Here is a 24466-nt window from a genome sequence, read left to right as displayed (position 1 = left end):
AGAAAAATACCTTGAGATGGCCATTGATTTTACGTAAATGTAACTGTTTTGGACAGACTCGTCCCGTCAACAGCAACTGTAAAACCAATTGCATGGCTAAATGCGATATGGTATCGTTGGTAATTTTCATTACTTGTTATTTTAGTCATGCGCATCATGGTAGTTTCCCCTCCTTTGTGTCTTTGTCTTTTCAGTGTACCTGAAAGTATCAGAAAGTTCAACCAGTACTGGCGGTTTCTTAGCGTTCCTCGATGCGTAATTCTGTCAGAGAGCTTTCTTTCATCTGACCGATGACTAATGGAACGGTCTCATGAACCACATCGCTGTATTCTAAGCCGAACCAGCGTTCAGGTGAAATGGTATGGCGTTTGATAAAAAGCTTCGTCTGCATGACTTGCTTCTGCCATTTGCTTAATGCAGTTGCATTCGACAGCTCTTCTTCGATCATCACGAATTGGAAATCGCCCACATTGCGTCCAGGCGTTAAGGAGTAGCGTTGCGGCTGCAGCGGCAAGCGACCATCTTTCATTAATTCTTGAATGATTTGACGAATGTAGAGATTGACTTCTTGCGGCACCCGAAAGCCGAGATAAAGCTTTAGTTTAACGATAAAATCGGTATCTGCCATCGAAACTTCATATTTTTTCGTATAGGGTTCATCGGTGACTTCCACATTGACGAACCAATACACTTTGGCACGTTTTGGCCGTTTGTCTAAAATGGAATAGATGAACTGCTGACCGATCTGATCGTCTTGCAGCTTAGGAACCATGAAGACGACGTTCGTCTGAGATAACGGCAAAGAATCATCTTCCCGCAACTGTTTCAATTGAGGGATGTAGGTAGAAAGTGCAACTTCTTCGGCAGCATTTTCTTGAATACGATTGCCCCATTCCCAAATCAGCATCACGCCGATGATCACGCTGGCTAATAAGATGGCAACGTAACCGCCATGGAAAAATTTGGTCGCACTGGAGATAAAGAAAATCCCCTCGATCGCTGCAAAAAAGAGCGTGATGAACGGTGCCAAGAAACGGGTCTTCTTGTTTTGATGCAAGTAGAAATACAGCAAAATAGTGGTCATCAACATCGTTACCGTAATGGCCAATCCATAAGCAGCTTCCATCCGAGTAGAGGTCTGGAAGAACAAGACCACGCCAGAACAGGCGATCCACAGCAAGGTGTTCAAGGCAGGAATGTACATTTGCCCGATAGAAGCCCCCGGATAGATGATTTGCATCCGCGGCAATAGTTTCAACTTGATGGCTTCAGAAACCAAGGTAAAGGAGCCAGACAGCAGGGCTTGCGAAGCAATGATGGCAGCGAGGGTGGCAAAGCTGACGCCGAAGACTGTCCACCCTTGCGGCAACGCTTGGAAGAATGGATTCAAGTTTTCGATTTCTTGATAAGTCGGGTTTTGATAGACTTGCAGCAACCACGCAGCTTGACCAAAGTAATTCAGCATCAAGCAGATTTTGATATAGGGCCAGCTGGCATAAATGTTTTTCTTGCCCACGTGACCTAAGTCTGAGTAGAGGGCTTCCGCACCAGTCGTTGCCAAAAAGATATTGCCGAGAATAAAGAGACCGGCACTGTTATCGGGACTAAAGAGCAGATTGATTGCATAACGGGGATCAAGGGCGCGAATCACCGAAAGGTCACCAGCAAAGTTCATCACACCGACGATGCCTAAGAAGGTGAACCAGCCTAGCATGATCGGTCCGAAGGCTTTGCCGACAAACTCAGTCCCAAAGCGCTGCAGGGCAAAGAGGACCAATAAGATTGCTAAGGTGATGCCGACGATGATCGATTGATCATTGCCGAAGCGATCAAAAAAGACTGGAATCCCCCGTAATCCTTCGATGGCAGTGGTCACCGTCACGGCTGGCGTCAACACGCCATCTGCTAGCAGGGCTGCGCCCCCGATGATTGCTGGAATAATCAAATAGCGGCTGTTTTTACGAACTAGGGTATAAAGGGAGAAAATCCCGCCTTCTCCATGATTATCCGCGTTTAATGCGATCAAGACGTACTTGATCGTCGTTAACAGCGTTAGCGTCCAAAAGACGAGCGAGACGCTGCCTAAGATAAAATCGGGTGTTAAGGTGCGTAGTCCGCCATTGTCCTCCACCAAGGCTTTCATTACGTAAAGCGGGCTCGTACCGATATCACCGTAGACCACCCCCATGGCGACTAAAAGTCCGCCGGCGGTCACTTTTTTCATTTTACTTGAACTCATTGACTGTTTTCCCTCCATTTTAAACTGCAAAAAGACCTAAGCGGCCCCTTGCCACTTAGGTCTTGCAAGAAACATCTTAAACCAGCGGATTCCCGCTTGCTGTTGATCTAAGATCATGGAACGATCCATGTGCTACTCCCCTAAAGTGCTCTTATTATCTTTGTTTTTACAGCTCCTGTCAATTGATTTGTTAAAAATGGCAATAAACATTTTTCATTTCCTGCTTTTCAGCGTAAGATAACAATAGGTATGGAATAAGGAGGCAGGAAAATGATTGAGATCAAGAATCTGACGAAACAGTATGGACCAAAAAAAGCGTTGTCTGATCTTTCTCTGACGATCCGTCAAGGGGAGATCTTTGGCTTTCTGGGACACAACGGAGCAGGGAAGTCGACCACGATCAAAAGCTTAGTGAGTATTTTGCAACCGACGAGTGGGGAAATCTATTTTGATGGCCAATCCCTCGTGGAACATCGCGAAGCGATAAAAAAACAAATTGCTTATGTGCCGGACACCCCCGATTTGTTTTTACAGCTAACGGCAGGGGAGTATTGGGACTTGATTGCCGCCGCGTATGAGGTGCCAGCAGCGGAAAAGGCCGAGCGTTTGCAAAAATTAGGGCGCTTGTTTGATATGCTGTCTCATGAAGAAGAGACCATCGCCAGCTTTTCCCATGGAATGCGGCAAAAAACGCTGCTGATTGGGGCATTGATCCCCGATCCTGACATTTGGATCTTGGATGAACCGTTACAAGGCTTAGATCCCCAAGCGGCGTATGATTTAAAAGAAATGATGAAACAGCATGCTGCCAAGGGCAAGACCGTGATTTTTTCCACCCACGTCTTAGACACCGCCCAGCAGTTGTGTGATCAATTGGCGATTTTGAAAAAAGGCGAGCTGCTGTACAATGGCTCAGTGGCAGATTTGCTGGCACAGCATCCGTCGCTTTCTTTGGAAACGATCTATCTGCAAATGACTGGGAGAAGTCAAGAAGAAGCGATTCTTGCAGAAGCGGAGGAAGCGTAGATGCGAAAACAACAATTTCTGACGCTGACCTCCGTTAATTTGCGGTATGCCAATCCCCAATTGACAGACAAAGCCCGCAAAAAAGGCAAGGCTGGTTCGACCTTGACCAGTTATTTGTTGTTTCAATATGCGCTTTCTGGGGTAGTGTTTCTGCTAGTCTATGGGTTGACGATGATCACATTGGATTTTAGTCAGATGCCAGGCTTTTTTACCGCTTATGTCGCTTTGTTCGGGATCTTAGGCTTTTCCCAAGGGATTTCGTCCATTTACAATGTTTTTTTCGAGAGTCAAGATCTGCCAGCATATTTGCCGCTGCCCTTTCGACAGAGTGAAATTTTTCTGGCAAAGATCGTGGTGGTATTTCTCACCGTTGCGCCGTTTATTTTCCCTCTGTTGGTCTTATTTCTCCTGACAGGGATTCGGGCAAATGTCTTTTTCTTGCTGACGATCTTATGGGCGTTCTTGCTGTTCGGCTTGTTTTTAGTCTTGATCTTCAGCATTTGCAGCTTGATCGTCTTCAGCCTGACGCGCACCAAGTTTTTCTTGAAGCATAAAAAATTGGTCACTAGTTTATTGCTAGGCGTGACGATGCTGGTTGTTGTGATCGGGGTCTTAATGATGAATCAGGTGAATACTTATGAGACAGACGTGGTAGATCGGGGAGCGATCAGCTTTTTATTGCCCTTTTATTATGTGATGGTGGCACCGTTTCAAACGACTGGTTTGCTTAGCTTGCTAGGGATCATCGCCACAGCAGGCGTGTTGCTTTTTGCCCTCTATCGATTGATCTTGCCGAAGTTTTATGAGCAAGTGGCAGCCGCGGCGCCCAACCAAGGGAGTGTTCGTCGGAAGCATAAACCCAATCAAGGCTTGGGCCAGCTGTTGTTTAATTACAATTCGCAGTTGATCCGAGATCCGAATTTGATCATGCAAGTCTTTTCTTCTTCGTTGCTGATGCCCATTATTTTCTTAGTGTCCTTTGTGTTTACAGGAGCGATTCAGTTAAGTGAATTGGATGAGCGGTTTATCGGTGTCGTTTTTGTGGCGGGGATCGCCTTGGCAGCATTGATGGTCAACCCGACTTCTTTTATCAGTAATTTGATCTCACTGGATCAGGAGAATTTCTTGTTTGTCCGCTCCTTGCCGCTATCGATGAAGCGCTACTTGCGGGAAAAATTCCGCTTTGGGGTCGTTTTGCAGCTGAGCTTAACGGCAGTCATCGTGCTGGCAGCAGTCCTTCTGTTCAAAATGCCGCTGATTTTGGCTGTCTCTTTTCTAATCGGGGCACTTTGGAGCAGTTTTCTTTTGTGCTTGAAATATTTTGCTCGTGATTATCGGCTGCTGCTTTTGGATTGGACCAACATCAGTCAATTGTTTACGAGAGGGGCGGGGAGTCTTGGGTTAGCCATTGGAACGATCGCAACGCTGTTTCTTTCCATCATTGTTATCATCCTTTACGGCTTTGCTGCGACTTCGGTTGATTTTTGGTTATTGAATGGTCCGGTTTTCTTTGTGATCCTCTTGACCAGCGTCCTTTGGATAGCCCATTATCACCATAGATTTTGGTGTCGTTTTTCCTAAGGGAAGCGACGCTTTGCTTTTTTTATTTAAGGATGGGTAAATTAACTATTTATTCAGAAAATTCAGAAAAACTATTTACAATCAAGCGGAAACATGGTTAGATAGGAGTACCTATTACTTTGCTTTCATTTTTTGCTGTACAAGTTTGGATAACCGACTTGTCAAAGAGCTGTGACCAAAGTCAAAAAGACCAATGAGACCTGAGCGCTCGTTGCCTCTTTTGCTTTTGTCACGGTTTTTTTTGTACAAAAAAAACCTGCCAAGCAGCGGCAGGTCGTCTCACTATTAAGCTTTCGTGTGGTCTTTTGCTGGGACTTTGTTTTCTAGGTCTGTCCGTACAACTAACACATCACAGCCGGCATGGCGAATGACATACTCAGAAACGGAACCGATAAAGATTCGTTCCACGGCATTTAAACCAGTGGCACCGATCATAATCAAATCGATGTCGTGATCTTCTGGCAATTGTTTGGCAATGATCGGTTTTGGCGAGCCGTATTCGATCACCGTTTTGACCGCAGTTACTTGATGCTTGCGGGCATAATCCTCATAGTCTTTCAAGGTTTGTTTGGCCATTTCGGTTGCTTGTTCAGCAAGCATGCCGTCAAAAGAAGAAACGGTTTGAAAGGCACGAGTGTCGATCACATGTGCTAAAACCAATTCAGAATCATTCCGCTGTGCCACGTTCACGGCTTTTTTGAAGGCTAATTCTGACTCGCTAGACCCATCGACGGCTACCATGATTCGTTGATATTGTTGTAACATAAGAAACACTCCCATCTGTTATCTTCTACTTTTATTGTAATGCTTTTTTCTGGAAAAAGAAAACCTAATCTTTCTTTTTTTTCATTTTTTGTGCCAGCAAGATGCTGAAAGATGCGGAAGAGAGCAGCAATAAAGCCAAATAAAACAAGGCAATCAGCTCCTTATCGACAAAGCCCACAACCAATGCCACCACGCCTAAAAGGAAATGAATGAGGCTATAGGTTTTTAAGAAGACCTTATTCGCCTCGGTGGTAGGGATCAAAGTGAAAAAAATCGCTTGTTTGGCATAAAGCAAATAACTGGTGCCGAATAACACGAGTGCCACGATCGTAAATAATAGAAGAATCATAAACATACGCCATCCTGTCCTAAGTTGATAAGTTTAGTATAGCGAACCCTAGAAAGAATAGCAAAAGCCACCCTTACTCTGATGTCAGGCAAGGACGTTTCACTGTTGCTATCGGTTAGAAAACGCAAAAAAGCCATCTGTTAAAAACAGATGGCACATTCTAAAAAGAATGGGTAATATCCGTTGATGCCGTTCTTTTTCCCATAGTATTGATCCCGCAAATTCTAGCAGGTGGGTTCCACGGTCTAAGCTTCGAACTACCAAAGGAAAAGGCATGTTACCAGCATTGACACAAGACGGATCCCAAGATATCAATAAAAATGTTCGGTCAACACACAAAAGGGACAACTCGTACATCACAGAATTCCCACCCTTATAGTAGCATAGGAATGACGAAGGTGCAATAAAGTTGTTTGAAAACGATACCAAAAAGTCACTATTTTTTTTAAGTACCTAGTTTTTTTTCTTTCGCTGCTGCAATTGTTGGTACCGTTGACCTAAGGCTTGCTCATATTTACCAGTGGCTTTTGGTTGGTAATAATGAGTATTTTTCAGCTTATCAGGTAAGTATTGCTGATCGACCCAGGCATCATCAAAATTATGTGGGTATTGATAGCCGACACCCCGATTCAAGCTTTGGGCACCCTTGTAATGACTGTCTCGTAAATGATCCGGGACATCGCCAGCTTTACCGCTGCGAATATCTGCGATCGCTGCATCCAATGCCATGTAGGCAGAGTTGGATTTTGGTGACAGACATAGATCGACCACTGTATCGGCTAACGGAATCCGAGCTTCTGGCAAGCCCAAACGTTCAGCGGCTAACACAGCATTGACGGTTCGAGCAGCGGCTGCTGGGTTAGCTAAACCAATGTCTTCATAGCCGATGACCATCAAGCGCCGACAAATGATCGCCAGATCGCCTGCCTCTACTAAACGACCTAAGTAATGCAGCGCACCATCCACATCGCTGCCGCGAATCGATTTTTGAAAAGCAGAGATCACATCATAGTGCGCATCCCCATCTTTATCGTGGGTCAATGCTTTACGCTGGACGCACTCTTCGATGATCGCTAAGGTCAAATGAATAATGCCGTCTGGTCCTTTTGGGGTGGAACGAGCAGCGAGCTCTAAGCCGTTTAGCGCACTTCGTAAATCACCGTTGGTCGCTCGCGAGAGATGCAAGCGGGCATCATCGGTCAATACGATGGTTTCTGATCCAAGTCCGCGAGTTTCATCTGCTAAGGCTTGATCAATGGCGGTCAAAATGTCTTCTTCTTGGAGCGGTTTGACTTCAAAAATCTGTGTCCGACTGCGAATCGCTGGATTGATCGTAATGTAGGGATTTTCCGTCGTGGCACCGATCATAATGATCTTGCCGCTTTCTAAATGGGGCAGTAAAAAGTCTTGTTTTGTCTTGTCTAGTCGATGGACTTCATCAAGCAGTAAAATGACAGTACCGCTCATTTTGGCTTCCTCTGCCACGATCTGCAGGTCTTTTTTTGTATCTGTGGCGGCGTTCAGCATGCGAAACGCATAGCGTGTCGAGCCGGCGATCGCACTGGCAATGCTGGTTTTTCCGGTTCCCGGCGGTCCGTATAGGATCATCGAAGAAAGCATTTTGGCTTCGACCATTCGGCGAATGATTTTCCCCGGGCCAACCAAATGCTGCTGTCCGACGACTTCATCTAAGTTCCGTGGTCGCATTCGATAAGCAAGTGGCTGCTGCATAAAACGATCCTCTCCTTTTCCTGTAAGTATAACATAAGAACGTATATTCTCATAAACAAGCTGATTTGTGTCTTTACAGAAACAAAAGGGCGCTTATTTTCCACTCAGTCAGCAAAAATCAGGTTCGTTGAAAAGAAATCGTTGAGATCGTCGTAACTCTGTAGTCAAAGATAGTAAGTTCGCCGAGAATTGTGTAGAATAAAGAGGGTGATGAGAATGGATGAATTAATGGCACTTTTTGCGACACAGCCGACAACGACCATCGCACGTGCCTTATTAGGAATGTATTTGGAACATGAGACCCCAGAAGGAACAGTAGGTGGGTATATCGTGGATTGTGAAGCGTATCTAGGTCCCGATGATCTGGCGGCTCATAGTGTGGGCATGCGAAACACACCAAGGGTTCGGGCGATGTATCAGGAACCAGGTACGATTTATTTATATACGATGCATACGCATCGAATCGTCAACTTTATTACGCAGCCAAAAGGCATCCCGCAAGGAATCATGATTCGCGGGCTAGAACCGGTGGATGGGATCGCCTTGATGGAACAACAACGACAAAAAACAGGACCGGATGTAGCCAACGGCCCCGGGAAACTGGTACAGGCACTGCAGATCCCCGCTGAGCTTTATGGAGAATCGATTTTTACAAGCCCACTGCATTTGGTTCCTGAGCGCCGACGTACCCCAAAAGAAATTTTGGCATTGCCTCGGATCGGTATCCCAAATAAAGGGGAATGGACCCAGATGCCGCTTCGTTTTGCGGTGGCTGGCAATCCGTATTTGACAAATATACGAAAAACCGCTGTTCAGCAAGACCATGGATGGTGTTAAGAAAGAAGGAATAGTGATGGCGAAAGAAACGATATTGACTTACTTAGATCAGCGATTAACGAAAAAAATCACCGACTATGATGTGGCGATCGATTGGGATGCCAAAAATCATACGATCGAATTGGTGCTGCGCTTGTTTGCTGAAAATCCTCACCACGTGCAGATCGACGATGCACAAGGTGTGGCATCAGAAGAAGCGATCATTGAATTTGAAGATGGGATTTTGCTGTATGATCCACAAAAATCAACGTTTGATGAAGAAGATTATTTAGCGACGATCCCTTATGCAGGGAAAAAAGGGATCCAAAAAGCCTTGTTAGACGGATTGGTTGATTACATTCAAGAAATTTTAGAAGAAGGCCAAAGCGATCTGCTTGATTTCTTGAACGATGACAGTGAAGAAGCGATCTTTGAATTGCGATTCAACGAAGAAGAATTTGTGGAGAAAATGACGAACTATCAAGCGGGAGCTGGGGAAACCATGATCCCGTACCCTAGTTACTAAGGAGAACGAACATGAAATGGAATGAAGTAACCGTAGCGACAGCTAGCGAAGCAGTGGAAGCAGTCGCCAATATTTTAATGGAACACGGAGCAAGTGGGGTAGCGATCGAGGACGTTTTAGATATCGAAAATTTTAAAAGCGATGCGTATGGCGAAATTTTGGATAAAGAAACCTATACGACCTTAGAAGAAGGCGCCCAAGTCAGTGCCTATTTCCCAGAGACGATCTTTTTACCAGAAGTGCTGCCGACGATCAAAGCAGCCATCGACCGTCTGCCAGAATATGGTTTGGCGATCGGCAAAAACACCATCACAACGAGCGAGGTCGTGGAAGAAGCATGGGCGACGGCCTGGAAAAAATATTACCATCCAGTCCGTATCTCCCGCTATCTGACGATCGTGCCGAGCTGGGAAAACTATCAACCGCTGCAAGAAGAGGAAAAGATCATCACCCTTGATCCGGGGATGGCTTTTGGAACCGGCACGCATCCTACGACACGCTTGACATTACAAGCCCTAGAAGTCTACTTGCGAGGCGGTGAAACCGTCTTAGACGTCGGGACGGGCTCAGGCGTGTTGAGTATCGCCAGTAAATATTTAGGTGCCAAAGACGTGTTCGCTTATGATCTAGATGAAGTCGCTGTGAGGTCCGCCCAAGAAAATATGGCGATGAACCCTATTGCTCACGATGTGACCGTGCAGGCCAATGATCTCTTGCAAAAAGTGACGGTCCCTGCTGATCTTATCGTTGCTAATATTTTAGCGGACATCATTTTATTGATGATCCCTGATGCGTGGCGTCTATTGAAGCAAGAAGGGACCTTGATCGTTTCTGGGATCATTGAGACGAAAAAACAATTAGTGATCGATGCCATGATCGCACAAGGCTTTGAGATCGATCAATTGTTCAATCAAAAAGACTGGTATGCGATCGCCTTTAAAAAACCAGAGGTAGAGTAAGATGCAGCGATATTTTTTACAGGAGCCTTATGAAGCAAAAGCGGTGTTTGCCGTTTCGGGAGAACCCTTCCACCATATGATCCGAGTGATGCGCATGACTCCCGGGGCAAAAGTCGGTTTAGTCTTTGAGGATCATTTGGCGATCATTGCCAAGATCAAAGAAGCCGATGAAGAAACGGTGTACTTAGAGGAAGTCGAAAAAGAACAGCAGGACAAGGAATTGCCGCTGCAGGTCACGATCGCTAGCGGCTACCCGAAAGGCGACAAGCTGGAATTGATCGTTCAAAAAGGAACGGAGCTGGGGGCGGCAGCCTTTATCGGTTTTCCTGCACAAACTTCGGTCGTGAAATGGGATCAAAAGAAATTACAGAAAAAGCAGCAACGGCTGCAAAAAATCGCCCAAGAAGCGGCGGAGCAATCCCAACGGAAGATCGCACCAGCCATCACGCTGCTGGATAACGCCAAAGCATTTTGGCAAAGCCTCAGTCAGTATGATGCGGTCCTAGTGGCTTATGAAGAATCAGCCAAACAAGGAGAAGCAGCGATGCTGCTGCAAGTGATCACCGCATTGCCTGTTGGCAGCAAAGTTTTAGCGATCTTTGGTCCAGAAGGCGGTCTGACCCCCTCCGAAATCGAAGAAGCCCAGCAAAACAACGCCAAATTATGCGGGTTAGGCCCTCGAATTTTACGAACAGAAACAGCACCGTTTTATTTTTTAAGTGCTGTCAGTGTGCTAACGGAATTAAAGAGGATGTGAGTTGATGAATAAGAACCAAGAAGCAATCAGTGTCCGTTTGTTGACGGCCGATCTGACCGACTGGGTCTTGAAGGATTTTATCAATCAATATAAGACGACCTTAAAGGAAGTCGTCGTTTTGCCTAGTGCCATTCGGCGAGCGAAAATCTTGGCACAAGGCTCTTCCCTACAAATCGGCGCAGTGATCGATTACCCCCTTGCCCAAGGAACACTGGCAAAGGTGGCGTTTGAAATTGGTCGGGCGTTTATGGAAGGCGCCGATTTTTTGGAAGTCTGGCTGCCAGCTTCTTCCTTCATGGAAAATGATCGTGGCTTTGCGGAGCTGACTGAAACGATCCGCTCCTTGACCTTGACAGGAGGAGAGATCCGCTTAGCTGTGCAAACCGAGATCATGAATGAATTGACGAAGATCCAAGTAGCACAACGCTTGAAAGAAGAAGCTTGGCCAAAGATTGTGTTAGGGCAAAAACAACCACTAGCAGAAGCATTGCATGACGTGAGCTTGTTTTCCTTAGATGGCGGCAGTCAACTGTCGATCCAGATCAATCCTGACACAGTAGATGAACAAGCGCTGCAATCACTACAGGCTGCTGGCGCTGAGAAAATCGGGCTCTCGTATCATGTTTTTGAAGAATTGCTTAAGGACCAGCCGTCGCCCGATGTGCTTTGAACAACAGCGATTGAAAAATAGCTGAAAAATTTGTATAATAATACTACTAAATAAGAACTGCAGGTTAGACAGGAGTCCCATGCTTAGAACGTTTGTCCGCAAGGCTTTGGGTGCGTGACGAAACGTTAACAGCGACTTCTGTCTGCCTTTTTGATAGCACAAAAAAGAAAAGCAGGAGGCGGAATGAATGGCAAAAGAAGTTATATTGACCGGGCCCAATGTCATCAAATTGGTCGCTCATTATATGAGTGAAGAGCATGTTGCCTTTGTCCAAAAAGCATTAGATTACGCGACAGAAGCCCATAAAGAACAATTCCGTAAATCCGGCGAGCCTTACATTATTCATCCAATCCAAGTTGCGGGGATCTTGGCAGAATTGCAGATGGACCCTCATACCGTTGCAACTGGTTTTTTGCATGATGTCGTCGAAGATACCGATGTGACGTTAGCCGATCTGAAAGAAGAATTCGGTGCCGATGTAGCGATGCTAGTGGATGGCGTGACCAAGCTGGGTAAGATCAAGTACAAATCTCATGAAGAACAATTAGCAGAAAATCATCGAAAAATGTTGATCGCCATGGCGCAAGATTTACGGGTCATCATGGTCAAACTGGCTGACCGTTTACATAATATGCGTACGTTGAAACATCTGCGGGAAGACAAACAACGCCGCATCGCCCAAGAAACGATGGAAATCTATGCCCCATTGGCTCATCGTTTAGGGATCAGCCGCATCAAATGGGAATTAGAAGATATTTCTTTGCGTTATTTGAATCCACAGCAATATTACCGAATCGTGCATTTGATGCAGACAAAGCGAGAAGAACGGGAATCCTACGTTTCTGAAACCGTAGAAGAGATTCGAATCGCCACCGAGGAACTAGATATCTATGCTGAGATCTATGGCCGACCAAAGCATATTTACTCAATCTATCGCAAGATGAAAGACCAAAAGAAACAGTTCAATGAAATCTATGATTTGTTGGCGATCCGAGTGATCGTTGACTCCATCAAAGATTGTTATGCGGTTTTGGGAACGATCCATACAAAATGGAAACCAATGCCTGGGCGGTTCAAGGATTATATCGCGATGCCAAAAGCCAACATGTACCAATCGCTGCATACGACGGTCATTGGTCCCAAAGGCAATCCTGTCGAGATCCAAATTCGGACCCATGAAATGCATGAGATTGCTGAATTTGGGGTTGCTGCGCACTGGGCCTATAAAGAAGGCAAGACCGAAAAAGTCAGAGCCGACAAGATGACCCAACAAGTTGGCTGGTTCCGAGAAATCTTGGAACTACAAGATGAAAGCTATGATGCTTCTGAATTTATGGAAGGTGTCAAAGGCGATATTTTCAGCGACAAAGTCTATGTATTTACGCCAAAAGGTGATGTGACGGAGTTGCCTCAAGGCTCCAGTCCCCTGGATTTTGCCTATAGCATCCATACCGACATCGGTAACAAAACCACCGGCGCCAAGGTCAACGGCAAGATGGTCCAATTGGACTACAAGCTAAAAAATGGGGACATTATCGAGATCTTGACCTCACCAAATTCCTTTGGTCCAAGCCGCGACTGGGTCAAACTAGTGGCTACCAGCAAAGCGAAGAACAAAATCAAACGATTTTTTAAAGCCCAAGATCGTGATGAAAACATCATCAAAGGGCATGAGGCAGTGGTTCGTACCTTACAAGATATGGGCTTTGTGCCGAAAGAATTTTTGACGAAAAGCAAAATGGCGGAAGCTTGCGAACGGTTCAACTACCAAACAGAAGATGATCTATTTGCCTCTGTCGGCTATGGGGAAGTTAGTCCCACGACTTTAGCCAACCGTTTGACCGAAGAAGAACGGCGCGAGAAACAAATCGAGAAGCAAAAGCAGCAAGTCCAAGAGATGATCAATCAACCGACGAAAAAAGAACCAGAAAAAATGAAGGTTCGTCACGAAGGCGGCATTGTCATTGAAGGGGTCGATAACTTGTTGATCCGTATCTCCCGCTGCTGCAATCCGGTCCCTGGAGATTCGATCGTCGGCTACATTACCAAAGGCCGAGGAATCTCGATCCACCGCAGCGATTGTCCCAATGTTCAAAACAAAGACGCCGCGAACCGTTTGATCGATGTTGAGTGGGAAGATGCCACCGACATTAACAAAGAATACGATGCCGATCTTGAGATCTACGGCTATGATCGTTCTGGGTTGCTCAATGATGTCTTACAGACAGTCAACACTGTCACGAAGCGCTTAGTGAGTGTCGAAGCCAAAACCAACAAAGACAAAATGGCAACGATCCGCATCACGGTGGCGATTCAGAATTTGACTCATTTGAAATCGATCGTTGATAAGATCAAACAGATTCCAGATGTTTACAGCGTCAGACGTACGAAGGGATGAGAAAGAATGCGGGCAGTGATCCAGCGAGTCAGTCAAGCAAGTGTGTCGATTGAGGAGAATATCGTCGGTGCGATCCAACAAGGGTTTATGGTTTTATTGGGGATCACCCATGAGGATACAGGCGAAGATGTGGCTTATCTCATAAGAAAAATCAAAAATCTGCGGGTTTTTGAAGACGAAGAAGGTAAAATGAATCGGTCACTGGAAAGTATAAATGGCGCCGTCTTGAGTATTTCACAGTTCACCCTCTATGGGGAGACCAAGAAAGGCAATCGTCCCAGCTTCATTCAAGCGGCACCGCCAAGTATTGCGATCCCGCTTTACGAAGCTTTTAATGAAGGCTTAAAAGCAGAAGGGATCACTGTTGCTACTGGAAAATTTGGTGCAGATATGCAAGTCGCCTTGGTCAATGATGGCCCGGTGACGATTGTGATCGATACGAAAGAAAAATAAGTGATACAAAACGAAGGATTTTCTCGCTGGGAAAGAGTGAGAGAATTCCTTCGTTTTTTTATACTCTCGAAAGCGCCAAGCATTTTTGATGGAATCCAAGTAAAATTTAAGTTGAAATCGGGAAATCTTACAAAACTGTTAGCAAAAATCCCATTCTTTTATTTGTTATTTAACATCTTTTTCTTGTTCTTTTATAAGGGTTTTTAAATGGAAATATCGTTTGTACTCGTTTTTTTATATTTAAAATTCGAAAAACGCCCCTTTATTGCGATTGTTCTTGAGGGAGAAGTATGGAATAATTGTTAAAAAATAATGTCACTGGAGGAAAAAACAATGAACTTTTGGCAGCGTGCATTAAAAAGTATCACCAGAAGAAAAGGGAAATCATTTATTTTATTTTTAGTTCTATTTATTCTAGGCAATGTGATCGCTGGTGCTGTAGCAATTCAACAATCCACTGCCAACGTGGAGCGAGAGACGAAACGCAAAATGGGGAACGTAGCTACGGTGGAAATGGATTGGGAAGGTTTTGATAAAGACCATGCGGATGTTTCGGAGGAAGAACGGTCTCGAGAGGATTTTTATCCGAAACCACCAGCGCTTGATGTTTATAAGCAAATCGGTCAGTTAAGCTATGTCAAACAATATGACTATCAAATGATGGGCAGTTTAGAAACGAAAGAACTGAAAGCGTATGTACCAGAAGATGGTTCAATACAGATGGGCGGTCAATATTTCACATTGAAAGGCGGCAATTTGACACAGCCAATAGATATGCAAGAAGGGTTGATTCGTCTCGATGAAGGCGAAGGCCTAACGGAAAAAGATTTAAATGAACTGACGAATGCGGTATTGATCAGTAAAGAAGTTGCTGAACTGAATAACTTGAGCGTTGGTGATCAGTTGGTTTGGGATATCCGGACAGATATCATGATGGGCGGTGGAAGCGAGATCGTGGATGACGAAGAAAACGATGGCACAGAAGAAACTAGTGATGACAGCAACAGTGCCAGCTTTGATTATCCTGTGACGATCGCTGGAATTTTTTCGGTAGTTAAAAAAGATCAGAGCAATCAAAATGATTCATCGGATCAAAGTGGTAGTCAAAACTCCGATACGATATGGCAAGTGATGGATCAAATCAATACGTTTTATGCTAGTAATAATCTAGTCCTCGATTACACTAAGATTCAAGCAGAGAAGGTTTGGGGTGAAACAATCGATGAAGATGCAGATAACTTTTATCAACCGATCTTTGTCCTAAATTCAACGGATGACGTCGAAGCCTTTAAACAAGAAGCTGGTGCGTTATTGCCCCAATACTACCGCGTCGTTGCCAATACGGATCAATACGAGCAGATCGCCGGTGGTTTTACTCGTTTAGGAGTGATCGCAAATTACATCGTGATCATTGCATCGATCGCTACCATCTTTATCATTTCCTTAGTGGTCTTGCTTTTCTTACGAGATCGGAAACAAGAATTAGGCATCTATCTTTCCTTGGGGGAAAGTCGGGGGAAAGTCATTGGTCAGATCGTGATTGAAGTCTTGCTGGTTAGTTTAGCCGCATTGCTATTGTCCTTAGTGACCGGGAACTTATTAGGTGGTGCCGTTTCAAATACCTTGATGCAAAACGATTGGATGAGCAATCAAAATGAGATGGGCGGTGTTTATTATGGCAGTATGATGGCAGCTAATATTGATTACATGGATATCAAAAATGCTTATCAAGTATCCTTCTCAGCCGGCTACATCATCACGTATCTGCTGTTAGGTCTAGGAACTGTCTTACTCTCAGCGATTTTACCGCTATTGTATATTTTACGCTTGAATCCAAAGAAAATCATGATGTAGGAGGAACCAACGATGACTTTATTAGAAACGAAAGCAGTCGATTACTATTACCAAGACGGCGATCAGCGCCGCTATATACTGAAAGAGACCTCTGTTTCTTTTGAAAAAGGGACTTTCTATGCCATCTTAGGACAATCTGGTTCGGGAAAAACGACGTTTTTGTCCTTGATCAGTGCGTTGGATAGTCCGAAAAGCGGTCAAGTACTTTATGAAGGCACCGATATCGAAAAAATCGGGCATGAGAATTATCGCCGCGACGACATCAGTATCATTTTCCAAAGCTATAATCTGATTCCCTATTTGAGTGCAGTCGAAAATGTCTTAGTGCCGATGGCGATCACGAAAAATCAGCTACCAGACAATCAACGAGAAGTGGCGTACAATTTGCTGGATTATATAGGCATCACTAAAGAAAAAGCCGATCGTCTCGTCAATCAATTATCTGGTGGGGAACAACAACGGGTAGCGATCGCTCGGGCGTTAGCCACCAATGTCGATATCATTTTAGCGGACGAACCAACCGGGAATTTGGATGAAGAAATGGAACAAGAAATCATCGATATCTTTAAAGAGCTGGCACACGTCCACAACAAATGTGTGATCGTCGTGACCCACGCCAACGAGATCGCTCAACAAGCGGATGAAGTCTTGTATTTACGTAAAGGTGTGTTGAGCAAACATGAGTGATTTTTTATCAAATTTTAGCCCGGACAACTATGATGGCAAAAAGAAACCCACGCCCGATCACGAGAAAAAAACCAGCGAACCTGTCGGAGATCAAAACGCAAGTGGCGCAGAGCAAGCGGGCAAACCAGTAGAGCCGACGACGGTTCACCAATCAGAAGAGTCGACCGCTAGTGAGCCACTGAGTCGTTCGGCAGCCCGTCAACAAACACAGACGACTGAAGCAAAAGCGGCGAGTTCTTCGACGGAGAAGGTAGCATCAAAGGAACCAGTCAGCCGGTTTGGGAAAGAAGAAACGGAATTTGATCCGACCTACAAAAAGCGTAAGCAGAAAAAAATCTTGCTGATTTCCCTACTGACCGCCTTGGCGGTTGCCGTGATTGGGATCGTCTACTATCAAATGACCCATGTGAAGGTGCCAGATTTCACTGCCCAAGATCTGTCAGAAGCGCGGACGTGGGGCATGGAAGAAGGCGTCGCTATCAAAGTGGAGCAAGAATATGATTTTGACAAAGACGTCAACCAAGTGATTGACCAAAGTGTTGATCCTGACAAAAAGATCAAGAAGGGTGCCACATTGACACTGACGGCGAGTCTCGGGCCTGATCCTGAAGAACGCTTAGAGCTGCCAGATTTTTCAGCGATGCAAGTGACCGAAGCAAAAGAATGGATCGCCAGCAATAAAGCCGAGAACCTCTCTTTGATCGAACAATTTGACGACAACGTAGCAGCAGAAGCCTTTATTAAACAAGAGGCGGCCAACAAAGAGCTTGATTTGGCGGAATACAAACGCAAAGACCGTTTGAGTGTCTATTATTCAAAAGGGAAAGAGGTCTTTGAAAAGAATATTGAAGTACCTGATTTTACGGGCAAAGCCAAGAGTGAAGCTTCTGAATGGGCGAAAAAGAATGACTTGAAATACAAAGAAGAAACCGTCTTTTCTGACAGTGTCGCCCTGGATCTGGTGGTTTCACAAGAACCAGTCAAAGGCAGCAAACTCGCGAAAAAAGATGAATTTGTGGTGAAGGTCTCAAAAGGCCAAGCATTGACCGTTCCAGATTTTTCACAATACACGATCGAAGAAGCCCAAGGACTAGAATCGAAAATCCCGCTGCAAGTCAGCACAGTCTATTCCGATCAAGTGGCGTATGGTAGTTTCTTGAGCCAGTCGGAAGAAGCAGGCAAAGAATACAGCGAAAGCGATACTTTGCCAACCGTCAAAGTCGTCTACTCATTAGGCCGACCATATTTAAAAGACATCCGTTTCCAAGCAACGGAAGGCGACTTGCCAAAACTATTCTTTGATGAATACAAATCAAAAGGCGCCAACGTCTATTACGAAATCTACTATGTCGATTCGGCGGAACCAAAAGGAACCGTTGTTGAAATGAGCCGCTACGGCGAGTTTATTCCCCTAGAAACGTGGATCACCATCGGGATCAGCCGCGGCAATCTGCAAGGCAGTACCCAAACACCGCCGGCAGATGATGGCGGCGACGATGTCGATGAACCGATCAGTACCGCTGGTTCAAACGCTACCGAATAATCCTTACTAAGTGCTTTTTCAAACCGCATCAAAAAAGCAAGCACCCTTCTTTTTGGAAGGGTGCTTTTTACTTACTAATTGTAAAAAAAACACAAGCGAGCCGCTTGAAATCGCTGGGTCGATAAAGTAAACTTGATGGTAACGATAAAAAATGGCTCCGCAGTGCCATCTATAGAAGGGACGAAACAAATGATAAAAAAATTACTCGCGAATGTTGGCAGCTATAAGAAGGACAGCTTGCTGACCCCTGTGTATGTAGCAGGAGAGGTTGCCTTAGATGTCATTATGCCCCTGATCATGGCCATGATGATCGACCAAGGGATCGAAAAAGGAGACGCCGGTGTGATTCTAAGAGATGGCGGCTTGCTTTTTTTATGTTCCTTGATCGCATTACTTTTAGGAACGCTTGGCGGACGAACGGCAGCGATCGCTTCGGCTGGTTTTGCCCGCAACCTGCGGCACAATCTGTTTCGCCGAATCCAAGATTTTTCCTTTTCAAACATTGACCGCTTTTCTTCCTCCAGTTTGATCACCCGCTTGACCACTGACGTGACCAACGTCCAAAATGCTTACCAAATGATTATTCGTATTCTGGTCCGTAGTCCGTTAGTTCTGATTTTTTCACTTGCAATGGTTAGCACCATCAGTCCAGAACTTATGACGATCTATCTGGTTGTTTTACCGATCTTAGCGATTGGCCTGGCTTTAGTTATACGTTTTGCCCACCCGCTGTTTCTAAAAGTATTCCGCATTTATGACCGCCTGAATAATGTGGTGCAAGAAAATTTACAAGGGGTTCGCGTCGTGAAATCGTATGTTCGGGAAGAACAGCAAGAAGAACTGTTTGGCGAAGTGTCCACCGATGTTTATCGGAATTTCACGCTTGCGCAACGAATCGTCTCTTTCAACATGCCATTGATGCAATTTTCTGTCTATACGTGTATGCTGCTCCTGTCATGGTTTGGTGCTCAGCTGATCGTGGAACAAAGCAGCCTGACCACTGGGGAGTTAGTCAGCATGTTCAACTACACGATGCAGATTTTGATGAGCTTGATGATGATGTCGATGGCTTTCGTGCAGATTTTGATCGCACGAACGTCGGCAGAACGGGTCGTAGAAGTATTAGATGAAGAAAGTGACTTGAAAAATCCCGCCGATCCAGTCAAAGAGATCAAAGACGGCTCCATCGTTTTTGAGAATGTCGGCTTTAGTTACGCCAATGACAAAAACAAGCTGGCGCTGACGGATGCAAATCTGCGTATCGAATCCGGGGAAGTCATTGGAGTCATTGGGGGGACCGGGAGCGGAAAATCCACCCTCGTCCAGCTGATCCCGCGCTTATATGATGTGATTGAAGGGCGTGTCATCGTCGGCGGTCATGATGTTCGCGACTATGATTTAGAAGCATTGCGGGACCAAGTAAGTATGGTCTTGCAAAACAATGTCCTTTTCAGCGGCACCATCAACGACAATTTACGTTGGGGCAATGAAGAAGCGTCGGATGAAGAGATCCAGCGCGTGGCAACGATCGCACAAGCCGATCCCTTCATTCAAGAATTTCCTGATAAATATGAAACGCAGATCTCACAAGGAGGAAACAATGTTTCTGGTGGACAAAAACAACGGTTGACGATTGCTCGTGCCTTGTTGAAGAAACCGAAAATCTTGATCCTCGATGATTCTACCAGTGCCGTCGATACCAAAACCGACCGCAGTATTCGTGAAGGCTTGAAACGAGAAATCCCTGGAACGACGACGATCATTATTTCCCAACGGATCAATTCGATCGAAGATGCAGATCGGATCATCGTAATGGATGATGGCAAAATCAACGGCATCGGTACCCATGAAGAATTATTGGCAAACAATGCCATCTATCAAGAAGTGTACCATTCGCAGCAGAAAGGATTTGGTGAAGGTGAAGAATAGACAAGCAGCAAATCCCAAGCGCACATTGAAACGCTTATTGCGGACGATGTTTGGCGACTACAAAGGACAACTCCTATTCGTCGTTGTTATGATCTTATTAAGTGCCTTTGCCAACGTTCGCGGTTCGTTGTTTTTACAAGTCGTGATCGACGATCATATCACACCGCTTTTAGGGCAAGCCAATCCTGATTTTGGCGGCTTGTTTCGGGCGATCGTTCAAATGGCGATCATCTACCTGATTGGGATCTTGGCCGCACTGATCTATAACTTTATGATGGTCAAGATCAGTGAGGGGACGCAGAAAAAAATCCGTGACCAAATGTTTACGCATATGCAGTCTCTACCCGTCGGTTACTTTGATGCCCGCTCAGATGGCGACATCATGAGTCACTTTACCAACGATACGGATACGTTGCGCCAAATGATCTCCCAAAGTATTCCCAACTTGATGATGGCGGCGGTAACCTTTTGTTCTGTCTTTATCGCCATGTTCTCCATCAGTGTCCCATTGACTTTGTTCGTGATGCTGTCGATTATTTTGATGCTGAATGTGATCCGCATCATTTCTCGCCGCAGCGGCCGCTTCTTTGGCGCACAGCAACGAGATTTAGGCGCTGTCAACGGGTATATCGAAGAAATGATGCACGGGCAAAAAGTCGTCAAGATCTTCAATCATGAAAAAATCGTCATGGAAGAATTTGATGCCTTAAATGACCAACTACAAGAAAGTGCCACTAAAGCCAATGTCAATGCCAATACCTTGATGCCGATCATGATGAACTTACTGAATGTCCAATATGTCTTGATCGCCATCATTGGGGGCCTGTTTGCCATCAATGGTGTTTCTGGCCTAACGGTCGGGATGATCGCTTCTTTCTTGCAGCTGAGCCGTTCATTAAATGGTCCTATCAGCCAGGTGTCACAACAAATCAACTTTGTGATCATGGCGTTAGCTGGTGCCGAGCGGATCTTCCATCTATTAGATGAAACGCCAGAAATCGATCATGGCTACGTCACACTGGTCAATGCCAAATGGTCGCAAGGTCAGCTAGTTGAAACCAAAGAACGAACAGGCACGTGGGCGTGGAAACATCCCCACGAGGATGGGACCATTACCTATACGGAAGTGACGGGAGACGTGCGATTTGAAGATGTTGATTTCGGCTATGTCGACAATCAACTGGTCTTACATGATATCAATCTGTATGCAGAGCCTGGGCAAAAAGTTGCTTTTGTTGGTGCCACAGGTGCTGGTAAGACAACGATCACCAATTTGATCAATCGGTTCTACAACATCCAAGACGGGAAGATTCGTTATGATGGCATCAATATTGAAAAAATCCATCTAGAATCCTTGCGCCGCTCCTTAGGGATCGTGTTGCAAGACACCCATTTGTTTACTGGAACGATTCGCGAGAATATTCGCTTCGGAAAACTGGATGCTAGTGATGAAGAAGTGCTGGCAGCGGCAAAATTAGCCAATGCCGACATGTTTATCAACCACTTGCCAGAAAAATACGACACCGTGATCACGGGCGATGGCGAAGGGCTTTCCCAAGGGCAACGTCAGCTGTTGGCAATTGCGCGGGCAGCGATCGCTGATCCGCCAGTGATGATCTTAGACGAAGCCACCTCAAGCATCGATACCCGTACAGAGCGGATCGTCCAATCAGGGATGGACCGTTTGATGTCTGGACGGACCGTGTTTGTGATTGCCCATCGATTGTCTACGATCCAAAACTCCGATGCCATCATGGTGATGGATCATGGCCGTATCATTGAGCGGGGGACTCATGAAACGCTATTGGCGGAAAAAGGCACCTATTATCAGCTCTATACTGGAAAAATCGAATTGGATTGATCCTGCCATGGCTACGGCTTGAAGCTGCAGCGACTGGCGATCTACCTATTTTTCCCTTGTTTGCAACGACCGATTGGCAGTAAGCCAGTCGGTTTTTTTGCGCAGCTCGAAAAAATGGTATACTGTCACTGAGACAGCCGCACAACGGCGGCAGCACATAAGCAGTTGTGCTGCGAAAATGGATTCCATGAGGTGAAAACATGAAACTAGCATTGGCAAAGATCGTTTTAGATGATGAGTGGTATGAAGTGGTCCAATCGGAAAAAGGGTTAGTTTATTTTGGTCGGCAGCAGGATCATCATGAATTACTCAAGTTCTTTCCATTGGCTGAAATCAGTAGTACAGCTGATCTTGATCCAGTAATTGAAGCGCAGCTGCAAGCGTATTTTGCAGGGGAACCAGTGACATTTACTTTTGCGTTTGATTTTGTCGGGACACCATTTCAACAAACCGTTTGGCAAGCACTGACCCAAATTCCTTATGGACAAACCACTACGTATAGTGACTTGGCGCTGCGTATTCAACGACCGACTGCTGTCCGCGCTGTCGCAAATGCAGTGGGGCGTAACCCGATGATGATCGTGGTTCCTTGTCATCGGGTGTTAGGAAAAAACGGCCGCTTAACGGGGTACCGGGGCGGGTTAGCAACCAAACGCCGACTACTGCAACTGGAAGGGATTCCGTTTAAAGAGTAAGGGAAGCAAACTATTTATAGTAAAAAATACTAAAAAGCAATATCATTTCCTTTTTTCTCTGGTATAATAAAATTGATTCCGGTTACAAGAAGGGGTGGAGGAAATGAACATCGTTGATTTGCAAAATGGTTCTGATATTCGAGGAATTGCGATCGCAACAGAAAAAGAGCAGGTGACACTGACAGAGCAAGCGGTTCGGCAAGTTGCTTCGGGCTTGCGCAACTGGTTGGCAACAAAGGGCAGCGGTCCTTTTCGCGTGGCAGTCGGTCGTGACAGTCGCTTGAGTGGCGAAGCACTGCAAGAAGTGTTGATGGCACAGCTGCAGCAAGAAGGCGTGGCAGTGATCGATTGCGGCTTGGCAACGACACCTGCCATGTTTATGAGTACACAGTTTGCGGATTTCGACTGTGATGCTGGTGTGATGCTGACAGCGAGTCATTTGCCTTATTACTTTAATGGAATAAAAATTTTCAGCCGCCAAGGCGGTGCCGAAAAAACGGATATCCACTATATTTTGACCCACACTACCGTTCATGAGGCAGCGGAAAAAGGAAGCTATCAGCAAAAAGACTTGCTGACGCCTTATGCCCAAGATCTACTGCAAAAAATTCGCCAAGGGATAGGAACCAATGAGGAAAAACCTTTGGCTCGATTAAAGATCATTGTTGATGCAGGCAATGGCGCCGGCGGCTTTTTTGCTGAAAAAGTATTGCTGCCGCTAGGGGCAGATACGAATGGCTCGCAATTTTTAGAACCGGATGGGCATTTTCCCAATCATATCCCAAATCCAGACAATAAAGAGGCAATGGCAAGTATTCGCGAAGCCGTCTTGCGGGAACAAGCTGATTTAGGCATTATTTTCGATACCGATGTCGACCGCTCGGCCGTCGTGACCAAAAGCGGTGAGCCCTTGAACCGCAACAATATGATCGCTGTATTAAGCAAGATCATCTTAGCGGAACACCCTGGCACGCGTATCGTCACCAATTCGCCAACCTCTAATCATTTAAAAACCTTTATCGAAGCACTGGGAGGCCAGCAAGTACGCTATATTTCTGGCTACCGCAATGTGATCAACAAAGCGATCGAATTGAATGAAGCAGGACTGGACACACAGTTAGCCATCGAAACCAGCGGGCATGCCGCGTTTAAAGAAAATTTCTTTTTAGATGACGGGGCGTACGTGATCGCCAAGCTCTTGATGATGCTGCCTCAATTGCAACAGCAAGGCACGACACTGGATGAGCTGATCGCGGCGTTGCAACAACCCGCCGAGACCCAAGAATTGCGCTTTGCGATCCAACAAGCCGACTATCAAGACTATGGTCGCCAAGTGATCGCGGATTTAGCCGATCATTTGCTGCCAGGCTGGCAGATCGATCCAGAAAATGAGGAAGGCATTCGCATCAACTTGACAGCGCCTTATGGCCAAGGCTGGTTCTTGCTGCGAATGAGCCTGCACGAACCACTGCTGGTGCTGCAGATCGAAAATGATGAAGCGGGTCATCTACCGGCAGTCGTTCAAGCGATCGGTCGCTTCCTATCGCAGTATGAAGCCATCGATCAAAGCAAACTGACACAGTTTTTAGCACAGCAACCAAAAATTTGAAGAAAAGCAGGGAACTAA

At 45.6% G+C, this 24466-nt stretch carries 20 protein-coding genes and 1 other RNA gene; 16 read left to right on the top strand and 5 right to left on the bottom strand.

Going from position 1 to position 24466, the window contains the following annotated elements:
• Nucleotides 1–238: 238 nt before the first annotated feature.
• Entirely contained in the window at nt 239–2239 is a 2001-nt protein-coding gene (locus IGI72_RS16300; RefSeq protein WP_005227748.1) for a KUP/HAK/KT family potassium transporter, read from the bottom strand.
• Nucleotides 2240–2509: 270 nt separating this feature from the next.
• On the opposite strand from IGI72_RS16300, the gene IGI72_RS16295 reads away from it, so the two are divergent.
• A complete protein-coding gene (locus IGI72_RS16295) occupies nt 2510–3265 on the top strand; it encodes an ABC transporter ATP-binding protein (protein ID WP_005227750.1) in 756 nt (251 codons plus the stop codon).
• On the top strand, nt 3266–4846 hold the full coding sequence (locus tag IGI72_RS16290; RefSeq protein WP_438754801.1) for an ABC transporter: 1581 nt from the start codon (nt 3266–3268) through the stop codon (nt 4844–4846).
• Nucleotides 4847–5131: 285 nt separating this feature from the next.
• On the opposite strand, the gene IGI72_RS16285 is transcribed toward IGI72_RS16290, so the two are convergent.
• The 4 genes from IGI72_RS16285 to IGI72_RS16270 form a co-directional block, all read right to left on the bottom strand.
• Complete coding sequence (locus tag IGI72_RS16285) at nt 5132–5611, bottom strand: universal stress protein (RefSeq protein WP_010749033.1); 480 nt, start codon at nt 5609–5611, stop codon at nt 5132–5134.
• Nucleotides 5612–5675: 64 nt separating this feature from the next.
• Nucleotides 5676–5966: a hypothetical protein gene (locus tag IGI72_RS16280; RefSeq protein ID WP_010749034.1), complete on the bottom strand. Its 291-nt coding sequence runs from the start codon at nt 5964–5966 to the stop codon at nt 5676–5678.
• Between the two features lie 167 nt (nt 5967–6133).
• A non-coding RNA gene (gene ssrS, locus IGI72_RS16275) (6S RNA) lies at nt 6134–6328 on the bottom strand.
• A gap of 85 nt (nt 6329–6413) precedes the next feature.
• Nucleotides 6414–7691, bottom strand: coding sequence for a replication-associated recombination protein A (locus tag IGI72_RS16270; RefSeq protein ID WP_015510472.1), 1278 nt, complete (start codon nt 7689–7691; stop codon nt 6414–6416).
• 216 nt (nt 7692–7907) lie between these two features.
• On the opposite strand from IGI72_RS16270, the gene IGI72_RS16265 reads away from it, so the two are divergent.
• The 14 genes from IGI72_RS16265 to IGI72_RS16200 all read left to right on the top strand — a co-directional run bounded on the left by IGI72_RS16265 (nt 7908) and on the right by IGI72_RS16200 (nt 24448).
• Nucleotides 7908–8528 carry a DNA-3-methyladenine glycosylase gene (locus IGI72_RS16265; RefSeq protein WP_010749036.1) on the top strand — a complete coding sequence of 207 codons (621 nt, stop codon included), beginning with the start codon at nt 7908–7910 and terminating at the stop codon, nt 8526–8528.
• 16 nt (nt 8529–8544) lie between these two features.
• On the top strand, nt 8545–9033 hold the full coding sequence (locus IGI72_RS16260; RefSeq protein ID WP_005227763.1) for a DUF3013 family protein: 489 nt from the start codon (nt 8545–8547) through the stop codon (nt 9031–9033).
• A gap of 11 nt (nt 9034–9044) precedes the next feature.
• Nucleotides 9045–9992, top strand: a complete 948-nt coding sequence (prmA, locus tag IGI72_RS16255) for a 50S ribosomal protein L11 methyltransferase (RefSeq protein WP_438754799.1) — start codon at nt 9045–9047, stop codon at nt 9990–9992.
• A 1-nt stretch (nt 9993) separates the two neighbouring features.
• On the top strand, nt 9994–10749 hold the full coding sequence (locus IGI72_RS16250) for a 16S rRNA (uracil(1498)-N(3))-methyltransferase (protein ID WP_438754797.1): 756 nt from the start codon (nt 9994–9996) through the stop codon (nt 10747–10749).
• Between the two features lie 4 nt (nt 10750–10753).
• Entirely contained in the window at nt 10754–11419 is a 666-nt protein-coding gene (locus tag IGI72_RS16245; RefSeq protein ID WP_005227769.1) for a hypothetical protein, read from the top strand.
• A gap of 187 nt (nt 11420–11606) precedes the next feature.
• Nucleotides 11607–13817 (top strand): RelA/SpoT family protein, encoded by a 2211-nt coding sequence (locus tag IGI72_RS16240; RefSeq protein WP_005227770.1) that lies wholly within the window; start codon nt 11607–11609, stop codon nt 13815–13817.
• 6 nt (nt 13818–13823) lie between these two features.
• A complete protein-coding gene (gene dtd, locus IGI72_RS16235; protein WP_284590702.1) occupies nt 13824–14270 on the top strand; it encodes a D-aminoacyl-tRNA deacylase in 447 nt (148 codons plus the stop codon).
• Between the two features lie 312 nt (nt 14271–14582).
• Nucleotides 14583–16124, top strand: a complete 1542-nt coding sequence (locus IGI72_RS16230; protein ID WP_208769942.1) for an FtsX-like permease family protein — start codon at nt 14583–14585, stop codon at nt 16122–16124.
• A 12-nt stretch (nt 16125–16136) separates the two neighbouring features.
• On the top strand, nt 16137–16811 hold the full coding sequence (locus IGI72_RS16225) for an ABC transporter ATP-binding protein (protein ID WP_005227776.1): 675 nt from the start codon (nt 16137–16139) through the stop codon (nt 16809–16811).
• Nucleotides 16804–18354 carry a PASTA domain-containing protein gene (locus tag IGI72_RS16220; RefSeq protein WP_438754793.1) on the top strand — a complete coding sequence of 517 codons (1551 nt, stop codon included), beginning with the start codon at nt 16804–16806 and terminating at the stop codon, nt 18352–18354. Before IGI72_RS16225 ends, IGI72_RS16220 begins: the two co-directional genes overlap by 8 nt.
• A gap of 189 nt (nt 18355–18543) precedes the next feature.
• Nucleotides 18544–20283, top strand: a complete 1740-nt coding sequence (locus tag IGI72_RS16215; RefSeq protein ID WP_010749042.1) for an ABC transporter ATP-binding protein — start codon at nt 18544–18546, stop codon at nt 20281–20283.
• Nucleotides 20222–22144 carry an ABC transporter ATP-binding protein gene (locus IGI72_RS16210; protein WP_005227782.1) on the top strand — a complete coding sequence of 641 codons (1923 nt, stop codon included), beginning with the start codon at nt 20222–20224 and terminating at the stop codon, nt 22142–22144. Before IGI72_RS16215 ends, IGI72_RS16210 begins: the two co-directional genes overlap by 62 nt.
• Nucleotides 22145–22344: 200 nt before the next feature.
• Nucleotides 22345–22839 carry a methylated-DNA--[protein]-cysteine S-methyltransferase gene (locus tag IGI72_RS16205; protein ID WP_015510466.1) on the top strand — a complete coding sequence of 165 codons (495 nt, stop codon included), beginning with the start codon at nt 22345–22347 and terminating at the stop codon, nt 22837–22839.
• Nucleotides 22840–22942: 103 nt separating this feature from the next.
• Nucleotides 22943–24448 carry a phosphomannomutase/phosphoglucomutase gene (locus IGI72_RS16200; RefSeq protein ID WP_438754790.1) on the top strand — a complete coding sequence of 502 codons (1506 nt, stop codon included), beginning with the start codon at nt 22943–22945 and terminating at the stop codon, nt 24446–24448.
• Nucleotides 24449–24466 lie beyond the last annotated feature (18 nt).

The organism is Enterococcus sp. DIV1059_2 (assembly GCF_051713685.1).
Taxonomy (GTDB): domain Bacteria; phylum Bacillota; class Bacilli; order Lactobacillales; family Enterococcaceae; genus Enterococcus_D; species Enterococcus_D casseliflavus.
The sequence above is the reverse complement of the archived record's forward strand: the minus strand, read 5'-3'. Positions and strand labels throughout refer to the sequence as shown.